General features: G+C 32.9%; 17 protein-coding genes, 1 pseudogene and 1 riboswitch. Of the genes and pseudogenes, 13 read left to right on the top strand and 5 right to left on the bottom strand.

Going from position 1 to position 22,068, the window contains the following annotated elements; genetic code table 11:
* The first annotated feature begins 427 nt into the window (after positions 1-427).
* Positions 428-1,579 (top strand): TIGR04053 family radical SAM/SPASM domain-containing protein, encoded by a 1,152-nt coding sequence (locus G9F74_RS19440; RefSeq protein ID WP_033668489.1) that lies wholly within the window; start codon positions 428-430, stop codon positions 1,577-1,579.
* A gap of 165 nt (positions 1,580-1,744) precedes the next feature.
* On the opposite strand, the gene G9F74_RS19435 is transcribed toward G9F74_RS19440, so the two are convergent.
* Positions 1,745-2,275: a GNAT family N-acetyltransferase gene (locus G9F74_RS19435; RefSeq protein ID WP_000483987.1), complete on the bottom strand. Its 531-nt coding sequence runs from the start codon at positions 2,273-2,275 to the stop codon at positions 1,745-1,747.
* A gap of 144 nt (positions 2,276-2,419) precedes the next feature.
* Between G9F74_RS19435 and G9F74_RS19430 the strand changes: the two genes are divergently transcribed.
* The 3 genes and pseudogenes from G9F74_RS19430 (at position 2,420) to G9F74_RS19420 (ending at position 5,100) form a co-directional block, all read left to right on the top strand.
* Entirely contained in the window at positions 2,420-3,118 is a 699-nt protein-coding gene (locus tag G9F74_RS19430) for a response regulator transcription factor (protein ID WP_000414522.1), read from the top strand.
* Positions 3,084-4,184, top strand: coding sequence for a sensor histidine kinase (locus tag G9F74_RS19425; RefSeq protein WP_016108168.1), 1,101 nt, complete (start codon positions 3,084-3,086; stop codon positions 4,182-4,184). The genes G9F74_RS19430 and G9F74_RS19425 overlap by 35 nt, the downstream gene beginning before the upstream one ends.
* A 71-nt stretch (positions 4,185-4,255) precedes the next feature.
* Positions 4,256-5,100 (top strand): annotated as a pseudogene (locus tag G9F74_RS19420) (M23 family metallopeptidase).
* 57 nt (positions 5,101-5,157) lie between these two features.
* Here G9F74_RS19420 and G9F74_RS19415 read toward each other — a convergent pair.
* Positions 5,158-6,453, bottom strand: a complete 1,296-nt coding sequence (locus tag G9F74_RS19415) for an Nramp family divalent metal transporter (protein WP_001030658.1) — start codon at positions 6,451-6,453, stop codon at positions 5,158-5,160.
* Between the two features lie 495 nt (positions 6,454-6,948).
* On the opposite strand from G9F74_RS19415, the gene trhO reads away from it, so the two are divergent.
* Positions 6,949-7,908, top strand: a complete 960-nt coding sequence (gene trhO, locus G9F74_RS19410) for an oxygen-dependent tRNA uridine(34) hydroxylase TrhO (RefSeq protein WP_000246236.1) — start codon at positions 6,949-6,951, stop codon at positions 7,906-7,908.
* 218 nt (positions 7,909-8,126) lie between these two features.
* On the opposite strand, the gene G9F74_RS19405 is transcribed toward trhO, so the two are convergent.
* On the bottom strand, positions 8,127-9,602 hold the full coding sequence (locus tag G9F74_RS19405; RefSeq protein ID WP_016108171.1) for a hypothetical protein: 1,476 nt from the start codon (positions 9,600-9,602) through the stop codon (positions 8,127-8,129).
* A 174-nt stretch (positions 9,603-9,776) separates the two neighbouring features.
* Here G9F74_RS19405 and panE point away from each other — a divergent pair, with 174 nt between their 5' ends.
* Complete coding sequence (panE, locus tag G9F74_RS19400; RefSeq protein WP_016108172.1) at positions 9,777-10,721, top strand: 2-dehydropantoate 2-reductase; 945 nt, start codon at positions 9,777-9,779, stop codon at positions 10,719-10,721.
* Positions 10,722-10,783: 62 nt separating this feature from the next.
* Here panE and G9F74_RS30145 read toward each other — a convergent pair whose 3' ends face one another.
* The gene (locus G9F74_RS30145; RefSeq protein ID WP_000038255.1) at positions 10,784-10,912 is read right to left on the bottom strand and encodes a hypothetical protein; all 129 of its coding nucleotides are present in this window, start codon (positions 10,910-10,912) and stop codon (positions 10,784-10,786) included.
* A 140-nt stretch (positions 10,913-11,052) separates the two neighbouring features.
* Positions 11,053-11,200, top strand: a riboswitch (cyclic di-AMP (ydaO/yuaA leader).
* A gap of 144 nt (positions 11,201-11,344) precedes the next feature.
* Here G9F74_RS30145 and G9F74_RS19395 point away from each other — a divergent pair.
* From G9F74_RS19395 to G9F74_RS19375, 5 genes are all read left to right on the top strand, one after another.
* Complete coding sequence (locus G9F74_RS19395) at positions 11,345-13,171, top strand: APC family permease (RefSeq protein ID WP_000254863.1); 1,827 nt, start codon at positions 11,345-11,347, stop codon at positions 13,169-13,171.
* Positions 13,172-13,772: 601 nt separating this feature from the next.
* Positions 13,773-14,933 (top strand): non-hemolytic enterotoxin NHE subunit A, encoded by a 1,161-nt coding sequence (nheA, locus tag G9F74_RS19390; RefSeq protein ID WP_000751860.1) that lies wholly within the window; start codon positions 13,773-13,775, stop codon positions 14,931-14,933.
* A gap of 37 nt (positions 14,934-14,970) precedes the next feature.
* Positions 14,971-16,179: a non-hemolytic enterotoxin NHE subunit B gene (gene nheB, locus G9F74_RS19385; protein WP_000162968.1), complete on the top strand. Its 1,209-nt coding sequence runs from the start codon at positions 14,971-14,973 to the stop codon at positions 16,177-16,179.
* A gap of 134 nt (positions 16,180-16,313) precedes the next feature.
* Positions 16,314-17,393, top strand: a complete 1,080-nt coding sequence (gene nheC / locus G9F74_RS19380; RefSeq protein WP_001244617.1) for a non-hemolytic enterotoxin subunit C — start codon at positions 16,314-16,316, stop codon at positions 17,391-17,393.
* A 234-nt stretch (positions 17,394-17,627) separates the two neighbouring features.
* Positions 17,628-18,254 (top strand): LysE family translocator, encoded by a 627-nt coding sequence (locus G9F74_RS19375; protein WP_000432984.1) that lies wholly within the window; start codon positions 17,628-17,630, stop codon positions 18,252-18,254.
* 336 nt (positions 18,255-18,590) lie between these two features.
* Here G9F74_RS19375 and G9F74_RS19370 read toward each other — a convergent pair whose 3' ends face one another.
* Positions 18,591-19,256, bottom strand: coding sequence for a CPBP family intramembrane glutamic endopeptidase (locus tag G9F74_RS19370; protein WP_001009315.1), 666 nt, complete (start codon positions 19,254-19,256; stop codon positions 18,591-18,593).
* Between the two features lie 621 nt (positions 19,257-19,877).
* On the opposite strand from G9F74_RS19370, the gene G9F74_RS19365 reads away from it, so the two are divergent.
* The gene (locus G9F74_RS19365) at positions 19,878-20,468 is read left to right on the top strand and encodes a TetR/AcrR family transcriptional regulator (protein ID WP_016108173.1); all 591 of its coding nucleotides are present in this window, start codon (positions 19,878-19,880) and stop codon (positions 20,466-20,468) included.
* 369 nt (positions 20,469-20,837) lie between these two features.
* Positions 20,838-21,785 (top strand): DNA-binding transcriptional repressor DeoR, encoded by a 948-nt coding sequence (locus tag G9F74_RS19360; protein ID WP_000409788.1) that lies wholly within the window; start codon positions 20,838-20,840, stop codon positions 21,783-21,785.
* Positions 21,786-22,068: the final 283 nt, after the last annotated feature.

Genomic DNA, 22,068 nt, shown 5'->3' with positions numbered 1-22,068 from the left:
CCGGACATAAAGGGACTTTAATCGAAGTGCCTATTTGAATTGTAGATTATCATGTACTAATTAAGATCTTCAACAAACGGGAGCGATTGTTGAACAACAATTAAAAGGGCGATACATATTATTCATGCATAATATGTATCGTCCTTTATTTTTTATGACCTTTTACAATTTAAGTCTTCTAACTAAAAAAAATCTGTTGAAGAAAGCCGCGATGTTTATAAAAAGTTGTGAAGCTTTGCCCTTTTAGATCATTTAGTCTAAAGGGGTGTTTATATTTTTAACAAAGAGCTTTTGTGATTGTTGAAGAGGAAGGTAGAAACATTAGATTAATAGCAGTATAGGGGCATTATTATGACTGAAGATTTTTATTTGTGATACATCTCACACCATAAATACATATATAACTTTACAATTAGAATATCAATTGATGGGAGGGTTAATCTTGATTAATCGTGATTTTAATGAAAATCCGTTTATTGTGATATGGGAGTTAACAAGGGCATGTCAATTAAAATGTCTGCATTGTCGTGCAGAAGCACAGTATCATCGTCATCCTCTAGAGCTAACATTCGAAGAAGGAAGAAAACTAATTGATGATATATATGAAATGGAAAATCCAATGCTTGTATTTACTGGTGGAGATCCATTAATGCGTCCAGATGTATATGATATCGCGGAATATGCAGTGAAAAAAGGTGTTCGAGTTTCTATGACGCCAAGTGCCACTCCAAACGTGACGAAAGAAACGATTCAAAAAGCAAAAGAAGTGGGACTTGCTAGATGGGCATTTAGTTTAGATGGACCAACAGCTGAAATACACGATCATTTTAGAGGGACAGAAGGATCATTTCAATTAACAATGAATTCCATTCGTTATTTGCATGAATTAAAAATTCCTATTCAAATTAATACTGTTGTTTCTAAATATAATGTGGATGTACTTAAAGAAATGGCAATGTTAATAGAAGAATTAAAATGTGTACTTTGGAGTATATTTTTCTTAGTTCCAACAGGACGAGGTAAGGAAAAAGATATGATTTCACCAGCCCAACATGAAAGGGTATTCCATTGGCTATATAAGCTTAGTAAAAAGGTTTCTTTTGATATTAAAACAACAGCTGGTCAGCACTATAGACGGGGTGTGCTTCAAGAAAAAATGAAAGAAAATAACAAGACAAATCAGATCATTCAATATCAGGATGTATTGATGAATGGGACGACAGGGCGAATTGATGGGCTTGGTCGTGCTCCAAAAGGGGTGAATGACGGAAACGGTTTTGTATTTATTTCTCATATTGGAGATGTATATCCAAGTGGATTATTGCCTATTAAAACCGGGAATACTAGAACGACAGCACTAGCTGAAATCTATCGAAACTCCCCTGTTTTTCAAAACCTTCGTAATCCGGACAAGTATAAAGGAAAGTGCGGTGTTTGTGAGTTTCGATATGTTTGTGGGGGATCTCGTTCTAGAGCATATGCGATGACGGGGGATTACATGGAAAGCGAACCTTTCTGTGTATACATTCCAAAAGCATTGCGAAAACAGAAAAAGAACGTAAAAACGGGAAATGAGTAAAAGTTTGCTCATTTCCCGTTTTTTTAGATTGTATAATGTATTGTACTTCGCATCAATCGTACGATAATCTAAGAAATGAAAACCGATCGTTTTTTTTCATCCCTCATTAAAAATCTACTATTTAGATCCGTTGTACGGATACGAATTCTTCACACATAAATTCTATTAAACCGATTTTAATAAAGCATAAAAATTCGTATCATATGGAATATCATCTTGATACATATAATTTTTTAGAACGCCTTCTTTTTCAAAACCTAATTTTAATAGCACCTTATTTGAAGCTTCATTTTCAAGAAAGACAATTGCACCAATACGTTTTAAATGAAGCGTGTGGAAACCGTATGATATAACCTCAGAAACTGCTTCCGTAGCATAGCCATTTCCCCAGTGTTCAGGGAGAAAGGCATAACTTATATTTGCTCGTTTATGCTCAGAAGACCAATCGTGAAAACCAATTGTTCCAATGAGTTCTTTTTTATCTTTTAATTCGATGCCCCATTTTATACCGTTTCTTGCATTGTAACTCAACTTGAAATTATTAATAATTTGCTTTACTTGATCTACATTCTGTAATGGTTTTTGGCCATAATAGCGCAGTACATCAGTATTAGAAAAGCATTGTAGTATACCCGGTGCATCTTTTTCCGTAAGTTCTCGCAAAATGAGTCGGTCAGTTTTTAATATAGGAAACATATTTTCACTCCATTTCTTATGAAACTAGAATGCATTTGTTATTATATAATTTAAACTGAAAATAAAGATTATTCAAGATGAAAGGGTAGGTTTGATTTATGTTAAAATGGGATGTGGAATATATTTCAAAAAAGAGGTTTAGAAATGGAGAAAAACTCAATATTAATTGTAGATGATGATCTAGATATTGTTCAATTTATTAATGTGAATTTAACGCAAGAAGGTTTTACTGTTTTTAGTGCTCATAACGGAGAAGAGGCATTAGAGATAATAAATAATAACAGTATTCAACTTGCTATTCTTGATATTATGATGCCTCAAATGGATGGTATAGAACTGTGTAGAAGGATTAGAGAGAAATATAGTTTACCAATTATGTTTTTAAGCGCAAAATCATCGGATGTAGATAAAGTAATTGGATTTAGTACTGGGGCAGATGATTATATTGTGAAGCCGTTTAGTACAATTGAATTTATAGCAAGAGTGAAAGCTCAATTAAGAAGGTATACATATTTTAATCAAATTGCTGTCCAAGTAATGGAAAAGAAAATAAACATTAAAGGTTTAGAAATAGATGAAATTTCTAGAGTAGTAAAGATATATGGACAAACAATTAATGTTACAAAAACTGAATATGATATTTTGCACTTAATGGCAGCTGCAAAGAACCGTGTGTTTACGATTGAAGAAATATATGAAAGTGTTTGGAATGAAAGGGCCTATGAAAGTAATAATACGGTAATGGTTCATATTGCGAGATTAAGAAATAAAATTGAAGAGAATCCAAAAGAACCGAGGTTTATACAAAATGTTTGGGGAGTCGGGTATAAAATTGGAGATTAAATCATTACAAGGAATTAGAGCTAAATTCTTTTTTGCATTTATATGTAGCATTCTGTTAGCTACGGTAAGTATCATATTAGTTCAAATTTTATTTGGAAGTATATATAGTGACGTTGTCGCGCTAGAAGAAAAATATTCGTTTTTTTATTTTATGTTTTTTCTGCTGTTAACCACTATATATTTTGCATTACTGACAAAAACAACTATAAAAAGATTGAATGAGATCAATAAGAATGTGAAGGAAATAAGCAATGGTAATTTGGAAATACATATACCTATTTCGAAAAGCGATGAGATTGGTGAGTTAGCGACGAATGTCAATAGAATGGCCAAAAGTTTAAAAGAGTCTATTGAAAATGAAAAAAAATCACAGGAAATGAAAAATGAAATGATTAGTAATATTTCACATGACTTACGAACGCCTGTAACATCTCTAATTGGTTATGCGGACTTACTAGGAAATAAGCTTCATTCACATGGAGAAGAATGTGGACAATATGTAAGCATATTAAAGCGAAAAAGTTATGAATTAAAAAATCAAGTTGAAGATTTATTAGAATACTGTCAAATAAACTATAGAGAGATTGAATTACATAAAAATGTAGTAGATATGAAAGCATTAATTGAACAGGTCATGATTGATTTTTTACCACAGTTAGATGATGCCAATATGAGTTTTTATATTAAAAGTAATGAAGAGCTATATGTAAAAGTTGATGTAGCGCTTATAGTGAGACTATTTGAAAATATAATTAGTAATAGCATTATGTACGGGAAAGATGGAAAAGAAATTTCAATTCAAATTTCCCAAAGAGAAAGGAATGTTGAAGTAGAAATTGAAAATTTTGGACAATGTATTCCGACAAAGAGTCTTCCTTACGTTTTTGAGAAGTTTTATCGTGGTGAAAAATCACGTAGCTCTCATACGGGTGGGAAAGGAATGGGACTTGCAATTTCGAGAAGTATAGCTCAGCTCCATAAAGGAGATATAACTGTATGTAGTAACGATAAAGAAACAATTGTCACTGTGAAATTACCACAGTATAAAAAAGTAAGAAAGTCGTAAGTATTTCTTTCATATGCCGTAATTTTTACTTCGTATCATTGAGAACAAAGATATGAGAGTAGGGATACAGCATGTGGAAGAAAAGTTTGTTAGCAATTATAGTTTCTTTTTTAATTATAAGTTGGAGTGTAGTTTATTTAGCTCATGGTATTATATCAGTCGTTGTTTGGTGGTGGATACAAGCATTTAGCGTAGTTTCGATTTTTGTTTTGATAGGCTCAATAGTAATGTTTGCTTGGAAAGGCATCTTTAGAAAGCGAATAGATAGAATGCTACTTTTAATAGTTCTGTTCTCTATCATTGGAGCTTGGCCTGTCGGGTGGTTCGCTAACATTGGGAGAATTGCATACCCAGCAGATGTACAGTCTACGAGTCCTAAAATAGTCGTTCGTTTTCCTTTGAATGAGCGGGCGTTGATCGCCTAGAGAAGAATTATCATGTGATAAAACCAAATGAAAGATGGGCATATGATATTCTCATTCCACCTGCTGAAGTGAAAAGTAGTAAGTTAGAGGATTATGGAATATACGGAGTGACAGTAATGGCGCCAGCTTCTGGAACAGTTGTATCAGTTAATAATGATGAAAAAGATTTAGTTCCAGGATCAGATGATTTTCAGTCAATGGCTGGGAATCATATTTATTTACGGTTAGATGAAACAGGGACATTTTTGATTCTCGCTCACTTAAAGAAAGGGTCAATTAAAGTTAAAGAAGGACAACATGTAAACGAAGGCTTCGTTCTTGCCCAAGTTGGTAACTCTGGAAGTTCAAGTGAGCCGCATTTACACATCCATCATCAAAGAGAGAATCCATCCGAGGTGAGTATGTTTTGTACGGAAGGCTTGCCACTTTATTTTCGAACTAAAAAAGGTGCGCTGATGCCGGAAAGAGGTACATACGTAAAAGGTAATTAGAAGAGAATTATTTTACTAAAAAGGGTATTCCATTTTTGATTGGAATACCCTTTTTCATTACCCTATAAATGTTTGATACAGTAAGAAAATATTTAAAACGATAACGAGTGCAGCAATTATCCAAGCGATGAAAGTTGTTATACGGTGGTTAACGAGTGCCCCCATAATCTTTTTACTACTTGTAAACATAATAAGCGGTACTAATGCAAAGGCAATACCAAACGATAAGACAACTTGGCTCATAACGAGAGCATAAGTTGGGTTTACACCTAAAGCAATTATAACTAGAGGTGGAATCATTGTTATAAATCGGCGTAAATATAACGGAATATGCATGCGAATGAATCCTTGCATAATAATGTCACCAGACATTGTACCGACAGACGAGCTAGATAATCCCGCTGATAAAAGTCCGATTCCAAATAAAGCAGCGGATGCAGGACCGACTAAATTACTGAATTGGTTGAAAGCGACGTCAAGGTCTTCAACGTGCAAGCCGTTTTTAAAGAATAAAGCAGCTGCTACAATTAACATACTCGCATTAATGGCTCCAGCGATAACCATTGCAATAATGATATCAATGAATTCGAAACGGAAAATCTTTTTCTTTTGTTCATCATTTGTTCCGACTACACGGCGCTGTGTTAAGGCGGAATGTAAATATATTGCGTGTGGCATAACTGTCGCACCTAAAATACCAGCTGCTAAAAGAATACTATCCACGCCTTGGAATTTTGGGATAAATAGTCCTGAAAGAAGAGGGCTTAATTCCGGCTTTGCATAAAAGACCTGGACACCAAAAGCGATAACAACGATAAAAATCATCCCTGTTATGATTGCTTCTAATGGACGAAAGCCTCTGCGTTGAAATTCAAGAATAATAAACGATCCAGCTGCTGTAATTAAAGCTGCTGGTAACATTGGAATTCCGAATAACAAGTACAATCCGAGTGCTGCCCCAATAAATTCAGCTAAATCAGTTGCCATAATAACAAGTTCACCTTGAATCCATAAACCGATGGAAACAGGTCTCGGGAAATTTTCACGAGCTATCTCAGGAAGGTTGCTCCCAGTAGCAATTCCTAATTTAGCTGATAAAGTTTGAATTAATACAGCCATTAAATTAGAAGCGAGAATTACCCAAAGTAATAAATAACCATATTGTGAACCAGCAGCAATATTCGTTGCGAAATTCCCAGGATCAATATAAGCGACTGAAGCGATGAAAGCAGGCCCTAAGAATGGTAATAGTCTTTTTAAGCCTTTCGTTTGTCCGCTTAGCGCTAAATGTGCTGATTGAACAGTTGTACTTGGAGAAGGGATTTGTTCGTCTTTTGATATATCTTTATTCATAGTAGTGTTCCCCTTTGAAATCTTAACTTGATGAAATTATTGTATTTATTCTTACTCATTATTTCAATACATTTATATATGTTATGTGATGATTTTATTTGAACATAAAAGTTTCCTCAATGCAAATTATATGACTTTGTGCAATTAATGGTGTGGAAATACAAAAATGTTTTGGAAGTTTATGGGCGTTGAATAAAGGAGAAGATAATAAATTAAAGGGCTATTTTTGAAATTTATGTGAACAAAAAGCCTATCATACAGCATATTAATTGATGGAAATGGATTTGTATGATATATAATATATTGGGATTGCAACATAACCATAGTGTTTTGGTGTGTAATCTTGTTTTTTATTTTTGTTAACTTATAGAAAATAGTATAAAGAGAAGAAAATGGGATGCATAAAACTTTGGATACATTTTCTTATTATATATGTTTTGATATGAACGTTAACTTATACATGATTTTAAAAATTAGATAGGTGGTAGAAATACATTGGCAACTACAAAACCATATAGAGTATTACTTTATTACATGTACACAACAATTGAAAACCCTGAAGAATTCGCTGCAGAGCATTTAGAATTTTGTAATTCACTTGAATTAAAAGGTAGAATCCTTGTAGCAAAAGAAGGTATTAACGGAACTTGTTCTGGAACTGTAGAACAAACAGAGAAATACATGGAAGCAATGAACAATGATCCACGTTTTGATGGAATCGTGTTTAAAATAGATGAAGAAGAAGGCCATGCATTCAAGAAAATGCACGTACGTCCGCGTCCAGAATTAGTTACACTTCGTCTAGAAGACGATATTAATCCAAAAGAAATAACTGGAAAATATTTAGAGCCAAAAGATTTTTATGAGGCGATGAAACAAGAAGATACAGTTATTATTGATGCACGAAATGATTATGAGTTCGATTTAGGGCATTTTAAAGGTGCAATTAAACCAGATATTGAATCATTCCGTGAATTACCAGATTGGATTAGAGAAAACAAAGAAACACTTGAGGGTAAAAAGATTTTAACTTACTGTACAGGCGGAATTCGATGTGAGAAGTTTTCTGGTTGGTTAGTTCGTGAAGGCTATGAAGATGTAAGTCAGCTTCACGGCGGAATTGTAACGTACGGAAAAGATCCAGAAGTACAAGGCGAGCTATGGGATGGACAATGTTACGTATTTGATGAGCGTATTGCTGTACCAGTAAACCAAAAAGAACATGTTATTGTTGGTAAAGACCACTTTACAGGTGAACCTTGTGAGCGCTATGTAAACTGTTCAAATCCAGAATGTAACAAGAAAATTTTATGTTCTGAAGAAAACGAAGCAAAACATTTACGTGCATGTTCTCATGAATGTCGTGTAAGCCCACGTAACCGCTACGTAATACAACATGAATTAACGGAAGAACAAGTAGCTGCTGCATTAGAGAAAATCGAAGCAGGTAAGTAAGCTGAATTCGTGTAATAAAAAAGGGTACTCCAAACTTTATTTTGGTGCACCCTTTTTATATTGTCAGGTTCTTTCTTTTGTCGATTTTTGTCGGTAAGTCGATATATCTGAAAAATCGCTGATATATTCCGAGTTGCGCCGATATATTCGAAAAATCGCTGATAAAAATTTCATTTACTGAAACGCATCATGTATTTGTAATTTAAAAAGAATCGTCTTTAATTTTTATCCTCTTTTTCTTTCACAGCAGAAAGTACAGTTTGTTTTACCCACGCTTGTCTTCTTCGATGCTGTATACCCCATTGGTATAAACTTTGTGCACCTAAAATAAAGGAAATGACTATACCGCTAATTGCTATTAACAGTGCAAAAAATTCAAGAGGAGATGATATTTTGTTTGAATCTGTATTTCTTAAAAGGTCAATCATAGTAAAACCTATCATTTGGCCTACTACAGAGTAGAGCGTTAAAATTAATAATAAAAGGCTATCTTTTTTAGCGGCGACATTTTCTTGATATTTAAACAAACTATCAAGATTTTGTTTCGCGTTCGAGTATAAAATTTCAATGTTAAAAAGTTTTCTTAAGCGGAAGAAAATATCTTCACTTTGTGATTGAGATACTAATTCTAAAGAAAAATAATTCGCTGTAAACGAATTGATTAAATAAATTAATTTCTCTATTTCATTTGTATCTTGTTCAATATTTAGCTCAGCATAAGCATTCGCCATCTTTAATAAAACAACTTTATGAAATAGGTTTAATAATAAAGCGTAATAAAATTCTCCGTACATTTGACTAGCAAGTTTAGTGACTTCTTGTTCACCTTCATTTGTTATACATGTGAAAATATGTTCTTCCATAATAAAATAACGGTTAGGAGCCCATCTTTGATAAGAATGCTTTGTTAAATAATCGTGAATATAAGGAACATTATTTGCACTAATATACGGCTTACCATCGTCTGTTAATCCGGAAAGACTGGAGGCTCGATATACATCAACTACATGAAGGTCTGACTTTTTGTTAATAGATAATAAGGTTTGTACATACATTCGTTGGTCTTCAAAGAAGGGGAATGTTTGAAAGTATGAACTCCGCAACCTCTTATTCTCAAAGAAGTCTGTTAAGCCATGATATAAATCGCCGAATATAAGTTTTTCTACTTGTGAATATTTTTTCCCATCACATTCAATACAAATGGTCTCGGTTGTATCATTTCTAGTTTCAAGCACACGGAAGCGAGAAGCAAATTCGATGGCTTCTGATAATGTCATGTTTGGAGCGGTTTTGACTTCTGTTCGAATTGTTAAGAAGCCAAGCTCATAAGGACAAAGGGTTACATCAATAGAATGTATCTTGAATGGAACGGAAATAAGATTTGTTGTTAAATGTCCATGTAAATTAAGGTCTTTAGAATAGCGCTGTAGTCCCTTTTGATGTTCTGAATGAGGAAAAAGAATTTTATTCGTAAATGAAAGATAGTATGCTTCCATATTTTGATGTGAAACTTGAAACTGCCCGTAATATGTATTTTCATCTTCAAGATGATCAAGTCGAAAAGGACGGAAATTATTTTTTTGTAAGAAAGGGAACATATTTTGTTCATATCCAGTTTTAAACGAAAACGGGAATATAAATTGAAATATAGCTGTTGTTACATCTTTTTCTTCGATTGTTTGTATTGCCTCCATTTACATTGTTTCCTTTCCGTATAAGCTATAGAAACAACATGCCCAATTTTTCTTGAAAATAACCTTGTTTTTTCAATAGATTAAGAATGAAAATTCAGCTAATTTAACAAGGGACATGTATAATGTTATGTATACTAAAACTAGTATAATTGTGTGAGGAAAAGGGGATGTTGTATGCGCATTTTAGTATTAGGAGCTGGTGGCGTCGGTGGATTTTTTGGTGGCCGATTAGTAGAAAAGGGAGAAGATGTTACATTTCTCGTTCGCAGCAAAAGAAAACAACAATTAGAGGAAAAAGGACTTGTTATTCGTAGTGTGAATGGAGATTTTTCCTTTCAACCGAAATTGATAACGAAAGAAGATAGAACTTCTCCATTTGATGTGATTTTATTTTCAACAAAGGCGTATCACTTAAATGAGGCAATTCAAGATTTGAAGCCGTTTGTTGGCGAAAATACTGTAATCATTCCATTGTTAAATGGTATCGCTCATTTATCGCTATTACAAAAAGAATTCGGCGGGGAAAAAGTAATGGGCGGTTTATGCTTTATTGAGACGACGTTAAACGATCAAGGAGAAATTGTACAAACTAGTGCTGCCAACAGACTTGTATTTGGAGAAATTAAGCCTCAAGATTCAGAGAGAATAAAGCGTATTACGAAAGCATTTATAGGTACGAAAGCTAGCTTTGTTTTAAGTGAAAATATTACGCAAGATATGTGGCATAAATATTTATTTATTACTGTCATGTCAGGCGTTACAACATTAATGCGTGCACCGATAGGACCAATTCGTGAAAGTGAAGGTGGACGTGAATTTATCCGAAATTTATTTGAGGAATCTGTGCAAATTATGAGGGTATTAGGAGCTCCAGTTAAAGATAATATTGCCCAGGAACATATAAAAACAATTGATAAAATTTCTTATGATATGAAGTCCTCCATGCAGCGTGATATGGAAAAAGGTTCGTTTATTGAAGGGAAGCATTTGCAAGGATACTTACTAGATGTAGCAGAACAATTTTCTTTAGAAGCACCATTACTAGGAGTGGTATATCAAAATTTGAAGGTGTATGAAGAAATGACATTTAACAAACCCGTAATAGAATTAGATGTATGAAATAATAAAAAAGATAGCAATATATAAGTGTATTGCTATCTTTTTTATTTGCGTATGACAAATTATTTGTTTCTTTTAATTCTTTCTGTCAAGTTTATTTCCTGTTCACGTTTACCATATAACTGATTAATTTCATTTGCTACTGCATCTAAATATGAATCGGAAAAAAGCGGTTTCTTCTTTTTAGACATACGGGTCTCCTTTAAGGGTTTTTTAGTATTCATTATGTATATTTATCAGCGGATTATGCGCAATCATTTTAAATTTTTTCTTTTTAAAAATTTTTGTTTACATTTTGAAAATAAAGGAGTATTATAATCCACAGTTTCAATTTTCTAAATCGCTGAAACCGCATGGTACGGGGGACCCGTTCTTACGGATTAGTACATAATCCGATGGGGTGAATCCTTAAAAAAAGGTAGGGCTACTCATAGGCCCGAATCCGACAGCTAACCTCGTAAGCGTTATATTGAGAAGGAAGGTGGAGCTTGTGCGACAAAAAAAATAATGTCTACAAGTCTATTTCGCTATGGCTTGTAGACATTTTTTGTTTTCTGAAGAAATAGTTTGCTGGCTGTAACAAGCAGAATCGTTCGTACAAAATTATTGGAGAGTGGACAGCTGTGGTTTCATCTATTAAAAGATTTTTAATTGGAAGGCCGTTAAAATCAACTGAGTTAGGAGAGCAAAAGCTTAATAAAACGAAGGCGCTAGCCATTCTATCTTCTGACGCATTGTCATCAGTTGCATACGGACCAGAGCAAATTTTAATCGCTTTAGCAGGTCTTGGAGCGATTGCGTATTGGTATTCCATTCCGATCGCTATTGGGGTATTAGTATTATTGACAGCTCTTATTTTATCTTATCGTCAAATTATTTTTGCCTACCCACATGGCGGGGGCGCATATGTTGTATCAAAAGAAAACTTAGGGATGAATCCAGGCTTAATAGCTGGAGGGTCTTTATTAGTGGATTATATTTTAACTGTTGCAGTAAGTGTATCAGCAGGTACAGATGCGTTAACATCTGCTTTTCCTAGCTTACATGCACATAATGTAATCATTGCGATTATATTTGTTATATTTATAACCATATTAAATTTAAGAGGTGTAACAGAGTCAGCTTCCGTTTTAGCATATCCTGTTTATTTATTCGTTTTAGCACTATTTATATTAATTGGTGTAGGGATATACAATATTTTAACTGGTCACGTTTCACCGACCTTACACACGCCGATTGGAACGCCGGTTGCGGGAATTAGTTTGTTCTTACTGTTAAGAGCATTTGCATCAGGTAGTTCGGCTTTAACAGGTGTTGAAGCGATTTCAAACGCAATTCCAAATTTTAAAGATCCTGCACCAAACAATGCAGCAAAAACTTTGCTTGCGATGGGCGCATTACTTGCTGTGTTATTTTCAGGAATTGTATTTTTAGCTTATTATTACGGAATTACACCGAGTAAAGAAGTAACTGTTGTTTCTCAAATTGCTGAACAAACATTTGGACGTAATTTCATGTACTATTTCATACAAGGCACAACAGCTTTAATATTAATTCTTGCTGCTAACACAGGGTATTCTGCATTTCCATTATTAGCAGTTAACCTTGCAAAAGATAAATTCATACCGAGAATGTTTACGATTAGAGGAGACCGTCTTGGTTACTCAAACGGTATTATTATACTTGGAATTGCTTCGATTATTTTAATTGTAGCTTTCCAAGGTCAAACAGAACATTTAATTCCGCTATATGCAGTAGGTGTGTTTATTCCATTTACACTTTCTCAAACGGGTATGGTATTAAAATGGCTTCGTGAAAAACCTGAAGGATGGGCTTTAAGATTAACGGTTAATTTAATTGGTGCAGTCATTAGTTTTATCGTTATGAGCATGTTCTTTTTAACTAAATTCGCTCAAGTTTGGTCGATCCTTATTTTCTTACCTGCTATTATCTTCTTGTTCCATCGAATTAAGAAGCATTATGATGCAGTCGGTGATCAATTAAGTTTAAAAACTTGTGAGCCTCTTATTCCGATTGAGGGGAATGTAATTCTCGTTCCTGTAGCTGGTATGACTCATGTAGTAGAAAATTCATTGAACTATGCGAAGGCTCTTTCTGCAGATCAAGTTATCGCTGTATATGTTGCTTTTGACAGAGAAGAGGAAAAGAAATTTGAAGAGAAATGGAAGAAGTGGCAACCTGAAGTAAGGCTTGTTACATTGCATTCTCATTATAGAAGTATTATTCAGCCGCTAACTAAGTTCATTGATACAGTGCAATATAAAGCGAGTGAATCAAATTATCGAGTTACGGTCGTTATACCACAGTTTATTCCGAAAAAAGGCTGGCATAACATTCTTCATAATCAATCAAGTTTACTCATACGTGCGTATTTACTCTATAAGAGAAATGTTGTTATTACGACAGTTCCATATCATTTGAAAAAGTAAGAAGATTTTTTAAGGATAGTTTCACGAAAGTGAAGCTATCCTTTTTGTGTATACGCTATGCATTATTGCATATTTAACTAAAAATTATATTAATATAATTTTATCCATTGTGAGTAAGTAGTGTTTTCTGTTGTGATATATGGATATTTTAATCGGGAAAGTGAAACGAATTTTATTTTGGGATAAGGACATGAGAGCTTGAAAATAAAGGGAATGAAAATACTTCTTTACGTTATATAAATAGCTGTGTTTAAATGACCTTACAGTACAAAACTTACTTGAAAACAAAACGAAATTTCATACTTTTATACGTGAATTAGTTTAAAATGAATAATATTTTTATGTAATATATTCACTGTATGAATGTGAAAATTGCAATAGAATAGAAATTTTATACAAATCTATTCATACTAAGCACATATGAAAAGGTATGAAATGTTTTATAACAATAAGTAAGTACTGTAGAAAAAAGTTAGGAGAGATGGTTCGTACACGAATCACGGTGAGAATGTTCTCTATTTTAACCATCTCAAATTAATTGCAAGAAAATAGAATAATAAAATGCGATAGTAATAGTTGCTAATACATAGGAGGAGTTAAAGTGAAAAAGACTTTAATTACAGGGTTATTGGTTACAGCAGTATCTACGAGTTGCTTCATTCCTGTAAGCGCTTACGCTAAGGGGGGGCAAACAGAAGTGAAAGCAGTATATGCACAAAATGTAATTGCTCCAAATACATTATCCAATTCAATTAGAATGTTAGGATCACAGTCACCGCTTATACAAGCATACGGATTAGTTATTTTACAACAGCCAGACATTAAGGTGAATGCGATGAGTAGTTTGACGAATCATCAAAAGTTTGCAAAGGCAAATGTAAGAGAGTGGATCGATGAATATAATCCGAAGTTAATCGATTTAAATCAAGAGATGATGAGATATAGTACTAGATTTAATAGTTATTATAGTAAGCTCTATGAACTAGCAGGAAACGTAAATGAAGATGAACAAGCAAAAGCAGATTTTACAAATGCATATGGAAAATTACAACTGCAAGTACAAAGCATCCAAGAGAGTATGGAGCAAGATTTATTAGAGTTAAATCGATTTAAAACAGTATTAGACAAAGATAGCAATAACTTATCGATTAAAGCTGATGAAGCAATAAAAACACTGCAAGGATCAAATGGGGATATTGTGAAATTAAGAGAAGATATTAAAAGAATTCAAGGGGAAATTCAAGCTGAACTAACTACTATTTTGAATAGACCGCAAGAAATCATTAAAGGTTCTATTAATATCGGTAAACAAGTATTTACAATTACAAATCAAACTGCACAAACGAAAACAATCGACTTTGTTTCTATCGGTACTTTAAGTAATGAAATTGTAAATGCTGCAGATAGTCAAACGAGGGAAGCAGCTCTTCGTATTCAACAAAAGCAAAAAGAGCTATTACCACTTATTCAAAAGTTATCACAGACTGAATCAGAGGCGACTCAAATTACATTCGTTGAAGATCAAGTAAGTAGCTTTACAGAACTAATTGATCGCCAAATCGCAACTTTAGAAACGTTATTAGCGGATTGGAAAGTTTTCAATAATAATATGATCCAAATTCAAACAAATATTGAAGAAGGCACGTATACAGACAGTAGTTTACTTCAAAAACATTTCAATCAACTTAAAAAAGTAAGTGATGAAATGAATAAGCAAACAAATCAATTTGAAGATTATGTTACAAACGTTGAAGTACATTAAACAGAAAAATAATTAGCGATATAGGGAGAGAAGAAAAATGACAAAAAAACCTTATAAAGTAATGGCTCTATCAGCACTTATGGCAGTATTTGCAGCAGGGAATATTATGCCGGCCCATACGTATGCAGCTGAAAGTACAGTGAAACAAGCTCCAGTTCATGCTGTAGCAAAAGCTTATAATGACTATGAGGAATACTCATTAGGACCAGAAGGCCTAAAAGATGCAATGGAAAGAACAGGTTCAAACGCTTTAGTAATGGATCTGTACGCTTTAACAATTATTAAACAAGGTAATGTTAACTTTGGTAATGTATCGTCTGTTGATGCGGCTTTAAAAGGGAAAGTGATTCAGCACCAAGATACAGCTAGAGGAAATGCGAAGCAATGGTTAGATGTATTAAAGCCACAGCTTATTTCAACGAATCAAAATATCATTAATTACAATACGAAATTCCAAAACTATTATGATACTTTAGTTGCTGCGGTAGATGCAAAAGATAAAGCGACTCTTACGAAAGGCTTAACTAGATTATCAAGTAGTATTAATGAAAATAAAGCACAAGTAGATCAATTAGTAGAAGACTTGAAGAAATTCCGCAATAAAATGACGTCAGATACGCAAAACTTCAAGGGAGATGCAAATCAAATTACATCTATCTTAGCTAGTCAAGACGCTGGAATTCCGCTATTGCAAAATCAAATTACAACGTACAATGAAGCAATTAGTAAATATAATGCAATTATTATCGGTTCATCAGTTGCTACAGCGTTAGGACCAATTGCAATTATCGGTGGTGCAGTAGTTATTGCAACCGGTGCAGGAACGCCGCTAGGAGTCGCGTTAATTGCAGGTGGTGCGGCAGCTGTAGGTGGTGGTACAGCTGGTATTGTTTTAGCGAAGAAAGAGCTTGATAATGCACAAGCAGAAATTCAAAAGATAACAGGACAAGTTACAACTGCGCAATTAGAAGTAGCAGGATTAACGAACATTAAAACACAAACAGAGTATTTAACAAATACAATTGATACTGCAATTACAGCGTTACAAAATATTTCAAACCAATGGTACACAATGGGATCAAAATACAATTCTTTACTTCAAAATGTAGATTCAATTAGTCCAAACGATCTTGTTTTCATTAAAGAAGATTTAAACATTGCGAAAGATAGCTGGAAAAACATTAAGGACTATGCAGAAAAGATTTATGCTGAGGATATTAAAGTAGTAGATACGAAAAAAGCATAATAGTAATTGAACTGTTACAGCATTACGTACAGATAAATGATTTTTAAATAATAGAGAGCTCCTGTTCAGTAGTGAGCAGGAGCTTTTTTTACCTCTAACGTTTCATATCTTCATAAAAAGAATAGGTGATAATTATGCGTAATAAATTCTATAAAAAATGTCTTTTAACGATAATGATTGCTGGATTCGCAACAAGTAACGCGTTTCCTTTACATCCTTTTGCAGCGGAACAAAACGTAAAAACATTGCAAGAAAATGCGAAAAATTATTCTCTTGGACCAGCAGGTTTCCAAGATGTAATGGCGCAAACGACATCGAGCATATTTGCAATGGATTCATATGCAAAATTAATTCAAAATCAGCAAGAGACTGATTTGAGTAAAATAAGTTCAATTAATAGTGAGTTTAAAGGAAATATGGTTCAGCACCAAAGAGATGCAAAAATTAATGCAGCGTATTGGTTAAATAATATGAAGCCTCAAATTATGAAAACGGATCAAAATATTATTAATTACAATAATACTTTTCAAGCGTACTATAATAGCATGCTAGTAGCGATTAATCAAAAGGATAGCGGTAAATTAAAAGCGGATTTAGAAAAGTTGTATGCGGACATTTTAAAAAATCAAAATGAAGTAGATATTTTATTAGGGAATTTAAAAGCATTTCGCGATAGAATGGCGAAAGATACAAACAGTTTTAAAGAAGATACAAATCAATTAACTTCGATTTTGGCGAGTACGAATGCTGGTATTCCAGCATTAGAGCAACAAATAAATACATATAATGATTCGATTAAAAAGAGTAATGATATGGTTATTGCTGGTGGTGTACTTTGCGTAGCGTTAATAACATGTCTTGCTGGCGGACCGATGATTGCGATTGCGAAAAAAGATATCGCAAATGCAGAAAGAGAAATAGCCAATTTAAAAGATAGAATTTCTGGCGCACAAGCAGAAGTCGCAATTTTGACAGATGTGAAAAATAAAACAACAAATATGACAGAAACAATTGATGCAGCAATTACAGCACTGCAAAACATATCAAATCAATGGTATACAGTAGGTGCGAAATATAATAACTTACTACAAAACGTAAAAGGAATAAGTTCAGAAGAATTTACGTTTATAAAAGAAGATTTAAATACAGCGAAAGATAGCTGGAAAGATGTTAAAGATTATACAGAAAAATTACATGAAGGCGTGACGAAGTAAACAGTGGACTTGTTCCGCTGTTTATTTTTTCATCCTGTTTTTTGTGAGAGTTGAACTTGTCGTTTGATGTATAAGTTTGCCATGTGTTTTATCAATATGGCTTTAGGATAATGTTTAGCCAAATTGATACTAATAACCCAGATAAACTTCTGATCAAGCCTTTTATATGTAATGTTTTAATGAAAAAAGTTATACTGTAAGCAAAACTAAAAATTGGAAAGGAAATATTAGAACATGGAAAATTATTTATTATTTATCCTTACAGCAATGCTAATCATAATTATGCCTGGTCCTGGTTTTGCCTTAGTTACAAAAAATACTATCTCGCATGGTAAAAATGGTGGGATAAAGACCGTCTTAGGGACGATATCTGGAATGATGATTCATACAATAATGGCTACGCTAGGACTCTCTGCCATTCTAATGAAATTTGCTATGTTATTTACATTTATAAAATATGCTGGGGCTTTTTATTTAATGTACTTAGCTGTGAAGTCAATTAAAAGTGCTTTTTCTAGAAAAGAAGATATGTCAGGTTCAGTAGAAATGGACTATAAAGATATTGGAGCAATTAAAAGTTTTAGACAAGGATTTACTACGGCAATTTTAAACCCAAAAACTGCTGTATTTTTCCTAAGTTTTTTACCCCAATTTATTGTGAGCAATCAAAGTCATTTCTTCCAATTTCTTTTGTTAGGACTCACATTTACGACTTTGACAGCAATATGGTATTTGCTTTATATCACGCTAATACGTCAATTAAGAACTTTTTTAAGAAAAGAAAAAGTGAACCGTACAATAGAGGGTATTACTGGCACAGTATTATTAGTATTTGGAGTTAGGTTATTTTTCCAAAAATAAATATGTAAATGAAATGAGAAATAAACAATGACGGTTATTTCTCGTTTCATTTATTCTAAAGCTACCATTTTATAATTGATTTCACACCTTCATACCAATTTTCTTAGCTCAGGATATTTGCTTTTCTTAGTTTAATTGTGATGTGGGTCCCCTATATAAAAACCACAGTTTACATCCAAACTGTGGTTTTTTGACGTGCAAGGAATTACACAAATCATTAGTCACTATCTAAATTGCACTCCCCATTTATTAATATCTATTTCTATTTTTTAACTCTGCAACAGAAACAAGTCTAGTTTAGAATGAAAGTAATGCCATTGTTTAACATATGTCTCACTATGACATGTACATTTGAATGAAAGCAATAGAATTATTTAATACATGTATCGCCATAACATATGCAATGGATCTGTTAGAAATAAGATAAGCCGCAGTAAGAATTACCGATCCAGGTAAATAAATAGCAATATCCGAAAGCTGGTTCGTATGAAGTACTGTAAAAATTATAATTGAAATGATAGATGCAATAGCAGTACCAACATAATGCGAAAAACGATTTAATAATATATGGCGAAACATAATTTCTTCAATTACTGGACCCATAATTCCAAATAGGAGCAATGTGAATATAATAGGAATCTCTGCCCCTTGTGTAAGGACCTGTTCTTGGTTCTCTGGCTGACCTGTATTTAGAAAATGCATAATAGAATTTTCCACAATTACCATAAATAAAACCACTATAGGAATACTTACTATTTTCAAAATTTTCTTCTCTTTAAAATAAGTAAAACTTTGAATAATTTCTTTCCTAAAGAACATTACTCCTAGAATAGTAGGTATAGTCAAGCTCATGGCACCAAGAGCAAATTCTGATTCAACTAAATTGACATTAGTTAAAAGTGATATGCCAAATAATATGAACAAGCCAATTTGAAATAGTGTAAACATTGGATAAACTAGTAGCATAATAAGTTCTTTTTGATTCATTTTAATAAAGTTCACCTTATTACCTCCATAATTAAATTACTTAGAATCTTTGATTTTTCTTTCTGCATAAGGTTCTCCTTCTAATTTATACAAGATTCCGAACCGTTCGGTTCGGAATCTAATGATACTATAAGTTTCTAGTTTTTTAAACCCATTTTACAAATTATTAACAAAATCAAAATAGTAAAAACCGAGTATATTTATATATCGGTTGTTTATTTACAATCAAATTACAGCAATCATTAATGATTACCCTTTTATAGAATGAAATGAAAGTGGGAGTAGCTCATCCCTTTAGCTAAACATATTAATAAAAATTATATATAATAGTTATATGTCTAAACATTAAAATTAACTATATATTTTTACTTCTTCTATGGTTTTAAATAGAATTAGTTGTATAATATGACTGAATTAACCGATTGTTCACATTATTATTAACAGAAAATTCATTCGAATGTTATAGATAACATAATTTAATGAACCTCAAACTGTATTGTTTTAGGTTCCTATAAGATAGGGATTGATAAGATATTTTTGCTTCAAACTTATTTATACTTACAATAAAAATTCAAAAAAATCATAGTAAAAATCACCTTGAATATTAAGTTCGTTTTATTAGGAGGACCACAAAGCATGACTAAAGTTGATAAGGTAAAAGAAAAGATTATTGAAACATCTTTATATTTATTTAATACTAATGGAATAACTTATACATCCATTCAGGATATAATGACAGCTACTGAACTATCTAAAGGAGCTATTTATCGTAGATTCAAAAATAAAGAAGAAATTGTCCTTGCTGCCTACGACAAAAGTGGTGAGATTATGCGGAACCATTTTCATAAAGCGATGGAAAATAAAAAGACAGCAATCGATAAAATCCTTGCAATATTCCTTGTATATCAAGATGCAGCTAATAACCCCCCTATTGCTGGAGGCTGTCCATTACTTAATAGCGCAATTGAAAGTACTGGAGTATTTCCAGAATTACAAAAAGCAGCAGCAAAAGGTTATGATGATACAGTAATGTTAATGGCCTCTCTCATAAAGGAAGGAATAGAGAAACAAGAACTTAAAGAAGATTTAGATATTATATCGCTCGCTTCTTTTCTTGCATCTTCAATGGAGGGAGCTATTATGGCAAGTCGAGTATCTAACGATAATATACACCATCATTATTTTATTGAACAAATAAAACATCATCTTTTCTCTTATTCTAAATAAGTGAGAACTTGCATTGTTTCCATCCAATTTTTATAGACTTAAATTGAATGAATACCCCTCATAAACAGTATCTTCAGTTTATGAGGGGTATTTGAATAGTTTTTAGACGATGTTTCATGTTTCTTATTGAACGGCTTTGTTATCGTTACTACAGAAAAAGAAAAAAGAATGAATTACATATAAATCGATTTATATGTTTCAAGTGTATCTATATTGAGTTTGTAAATCTACACAAAAAGGTTTCATTGTATATACTAAGTGAAGTAGAAGTTCAGTTAGTAAAAATTCGGTAGTCGAATTTTTTTGCATAAAGCTGTATAATGCTTGTAACGAAAGGGAAATACAGGAAAGGGTTTGTAATAAGTTATTATGGAAAAAGATAAACAACAATTAAGCGTTGAAGTTGCAAGATTATATTATCAATCCGATTATAGTCAGCAAGAAATTGCTAACAAATTAAATATTTCAAGACCGACGATTTCTAGATTATTAAAGTACGCGAAAGAAAAAGGATTTGTTCAAATTAGTATAGCCGATCCATTTGCTGATTTAGATAACGTTGGGAATTTATTGAAAGAAAAGTACAACTTGTTAGAGGCGCATGTAGTATTTTCTCCAGTGCCAGAATATGCAACGATTACTGAGTATATTAGTAAATATGCGGCTGAGTACATGGAAAAGACAGTGAAAAACGGTGATATCGTCGGTGTAAGCTGGGGAATGACGATGTATGAAATCGCTAGGAAAATCGTACCACAACATGTGAAAGGTGTAGAAGTTGTCCAGCTAAAAGGTGGTATTAGTCATTCGAGTGTAAATACATATGCGAATGAGACCATTGCTTTATTTGCAGAGGCTTTTCAAACGACACCAAGAAATTTACCGCTCCCAGTTATATTTGATAATGCGGTGACAAAAGAATTAGTAGAGCAGGATCGACATATTCATCACATTATTGAAATGGGGAAACAAGCAAATATTGCAGTTTTCACTGTCGGAACAGTGCGTGATGAAGCGTTATTATTCCGATTAGGATATTTAGATAAGGATGAAACGAACATTCTGAAAAAACAAGCTGTCGGTGACATTTGTTCACGTTTCTTTGACGGAGACGGAAATATTAGTAGTGAAGAAATTAATAAGCGTACCATTGGAATTGAGTTAGAGGAACTTAAATTAAAGAAACGTTCTATTTTAGTTGCAGGTGGTAATAGAAAAATACAAGCAATTGATGGTGCGTTACGTGGCGGGTATGCAAATGTATTAATTATTGATCAGCATACAGCAAAAGAACTGTTACATTATCAAAAAGGTTAGAAATAAAAGGCTTTCTCAAGATGTTAATTTTGAGAAAGCCTTTTATTTTGTTATGTATGAATTATGGGAGTGTTTTTTGAATACAAATTGCCTTTTTAAAAATAATTATGGATATTGAGATACATACTACCATTGTTAATATAAAAGTTTTGATTTTAAATGTGAATTGTTTCTTAGTTAGAATGCGCTTTATTTACTACAAGAAAATTCCTTTTAAAAAAGAATGAACAAAATTTCAAAAGTGTATTTACATTTGTTCAACTAAGAGTTAGAATGAAGTTGT

The sequence above is a fragment of the Bacillus sp. EKM202B genome (assembly GCF_011066025.1).
Classification (GTDB): Bacteria; Bacillota; Bacilli; order Bacillales; family Bacillaceae_G; genus Bacillus_A; species Bacillus_A toyonensis.
Note: the sequence above shows the minus strand (reverse complement) of the source record. Positions and strands in the feature narration are given on the sequence as shown.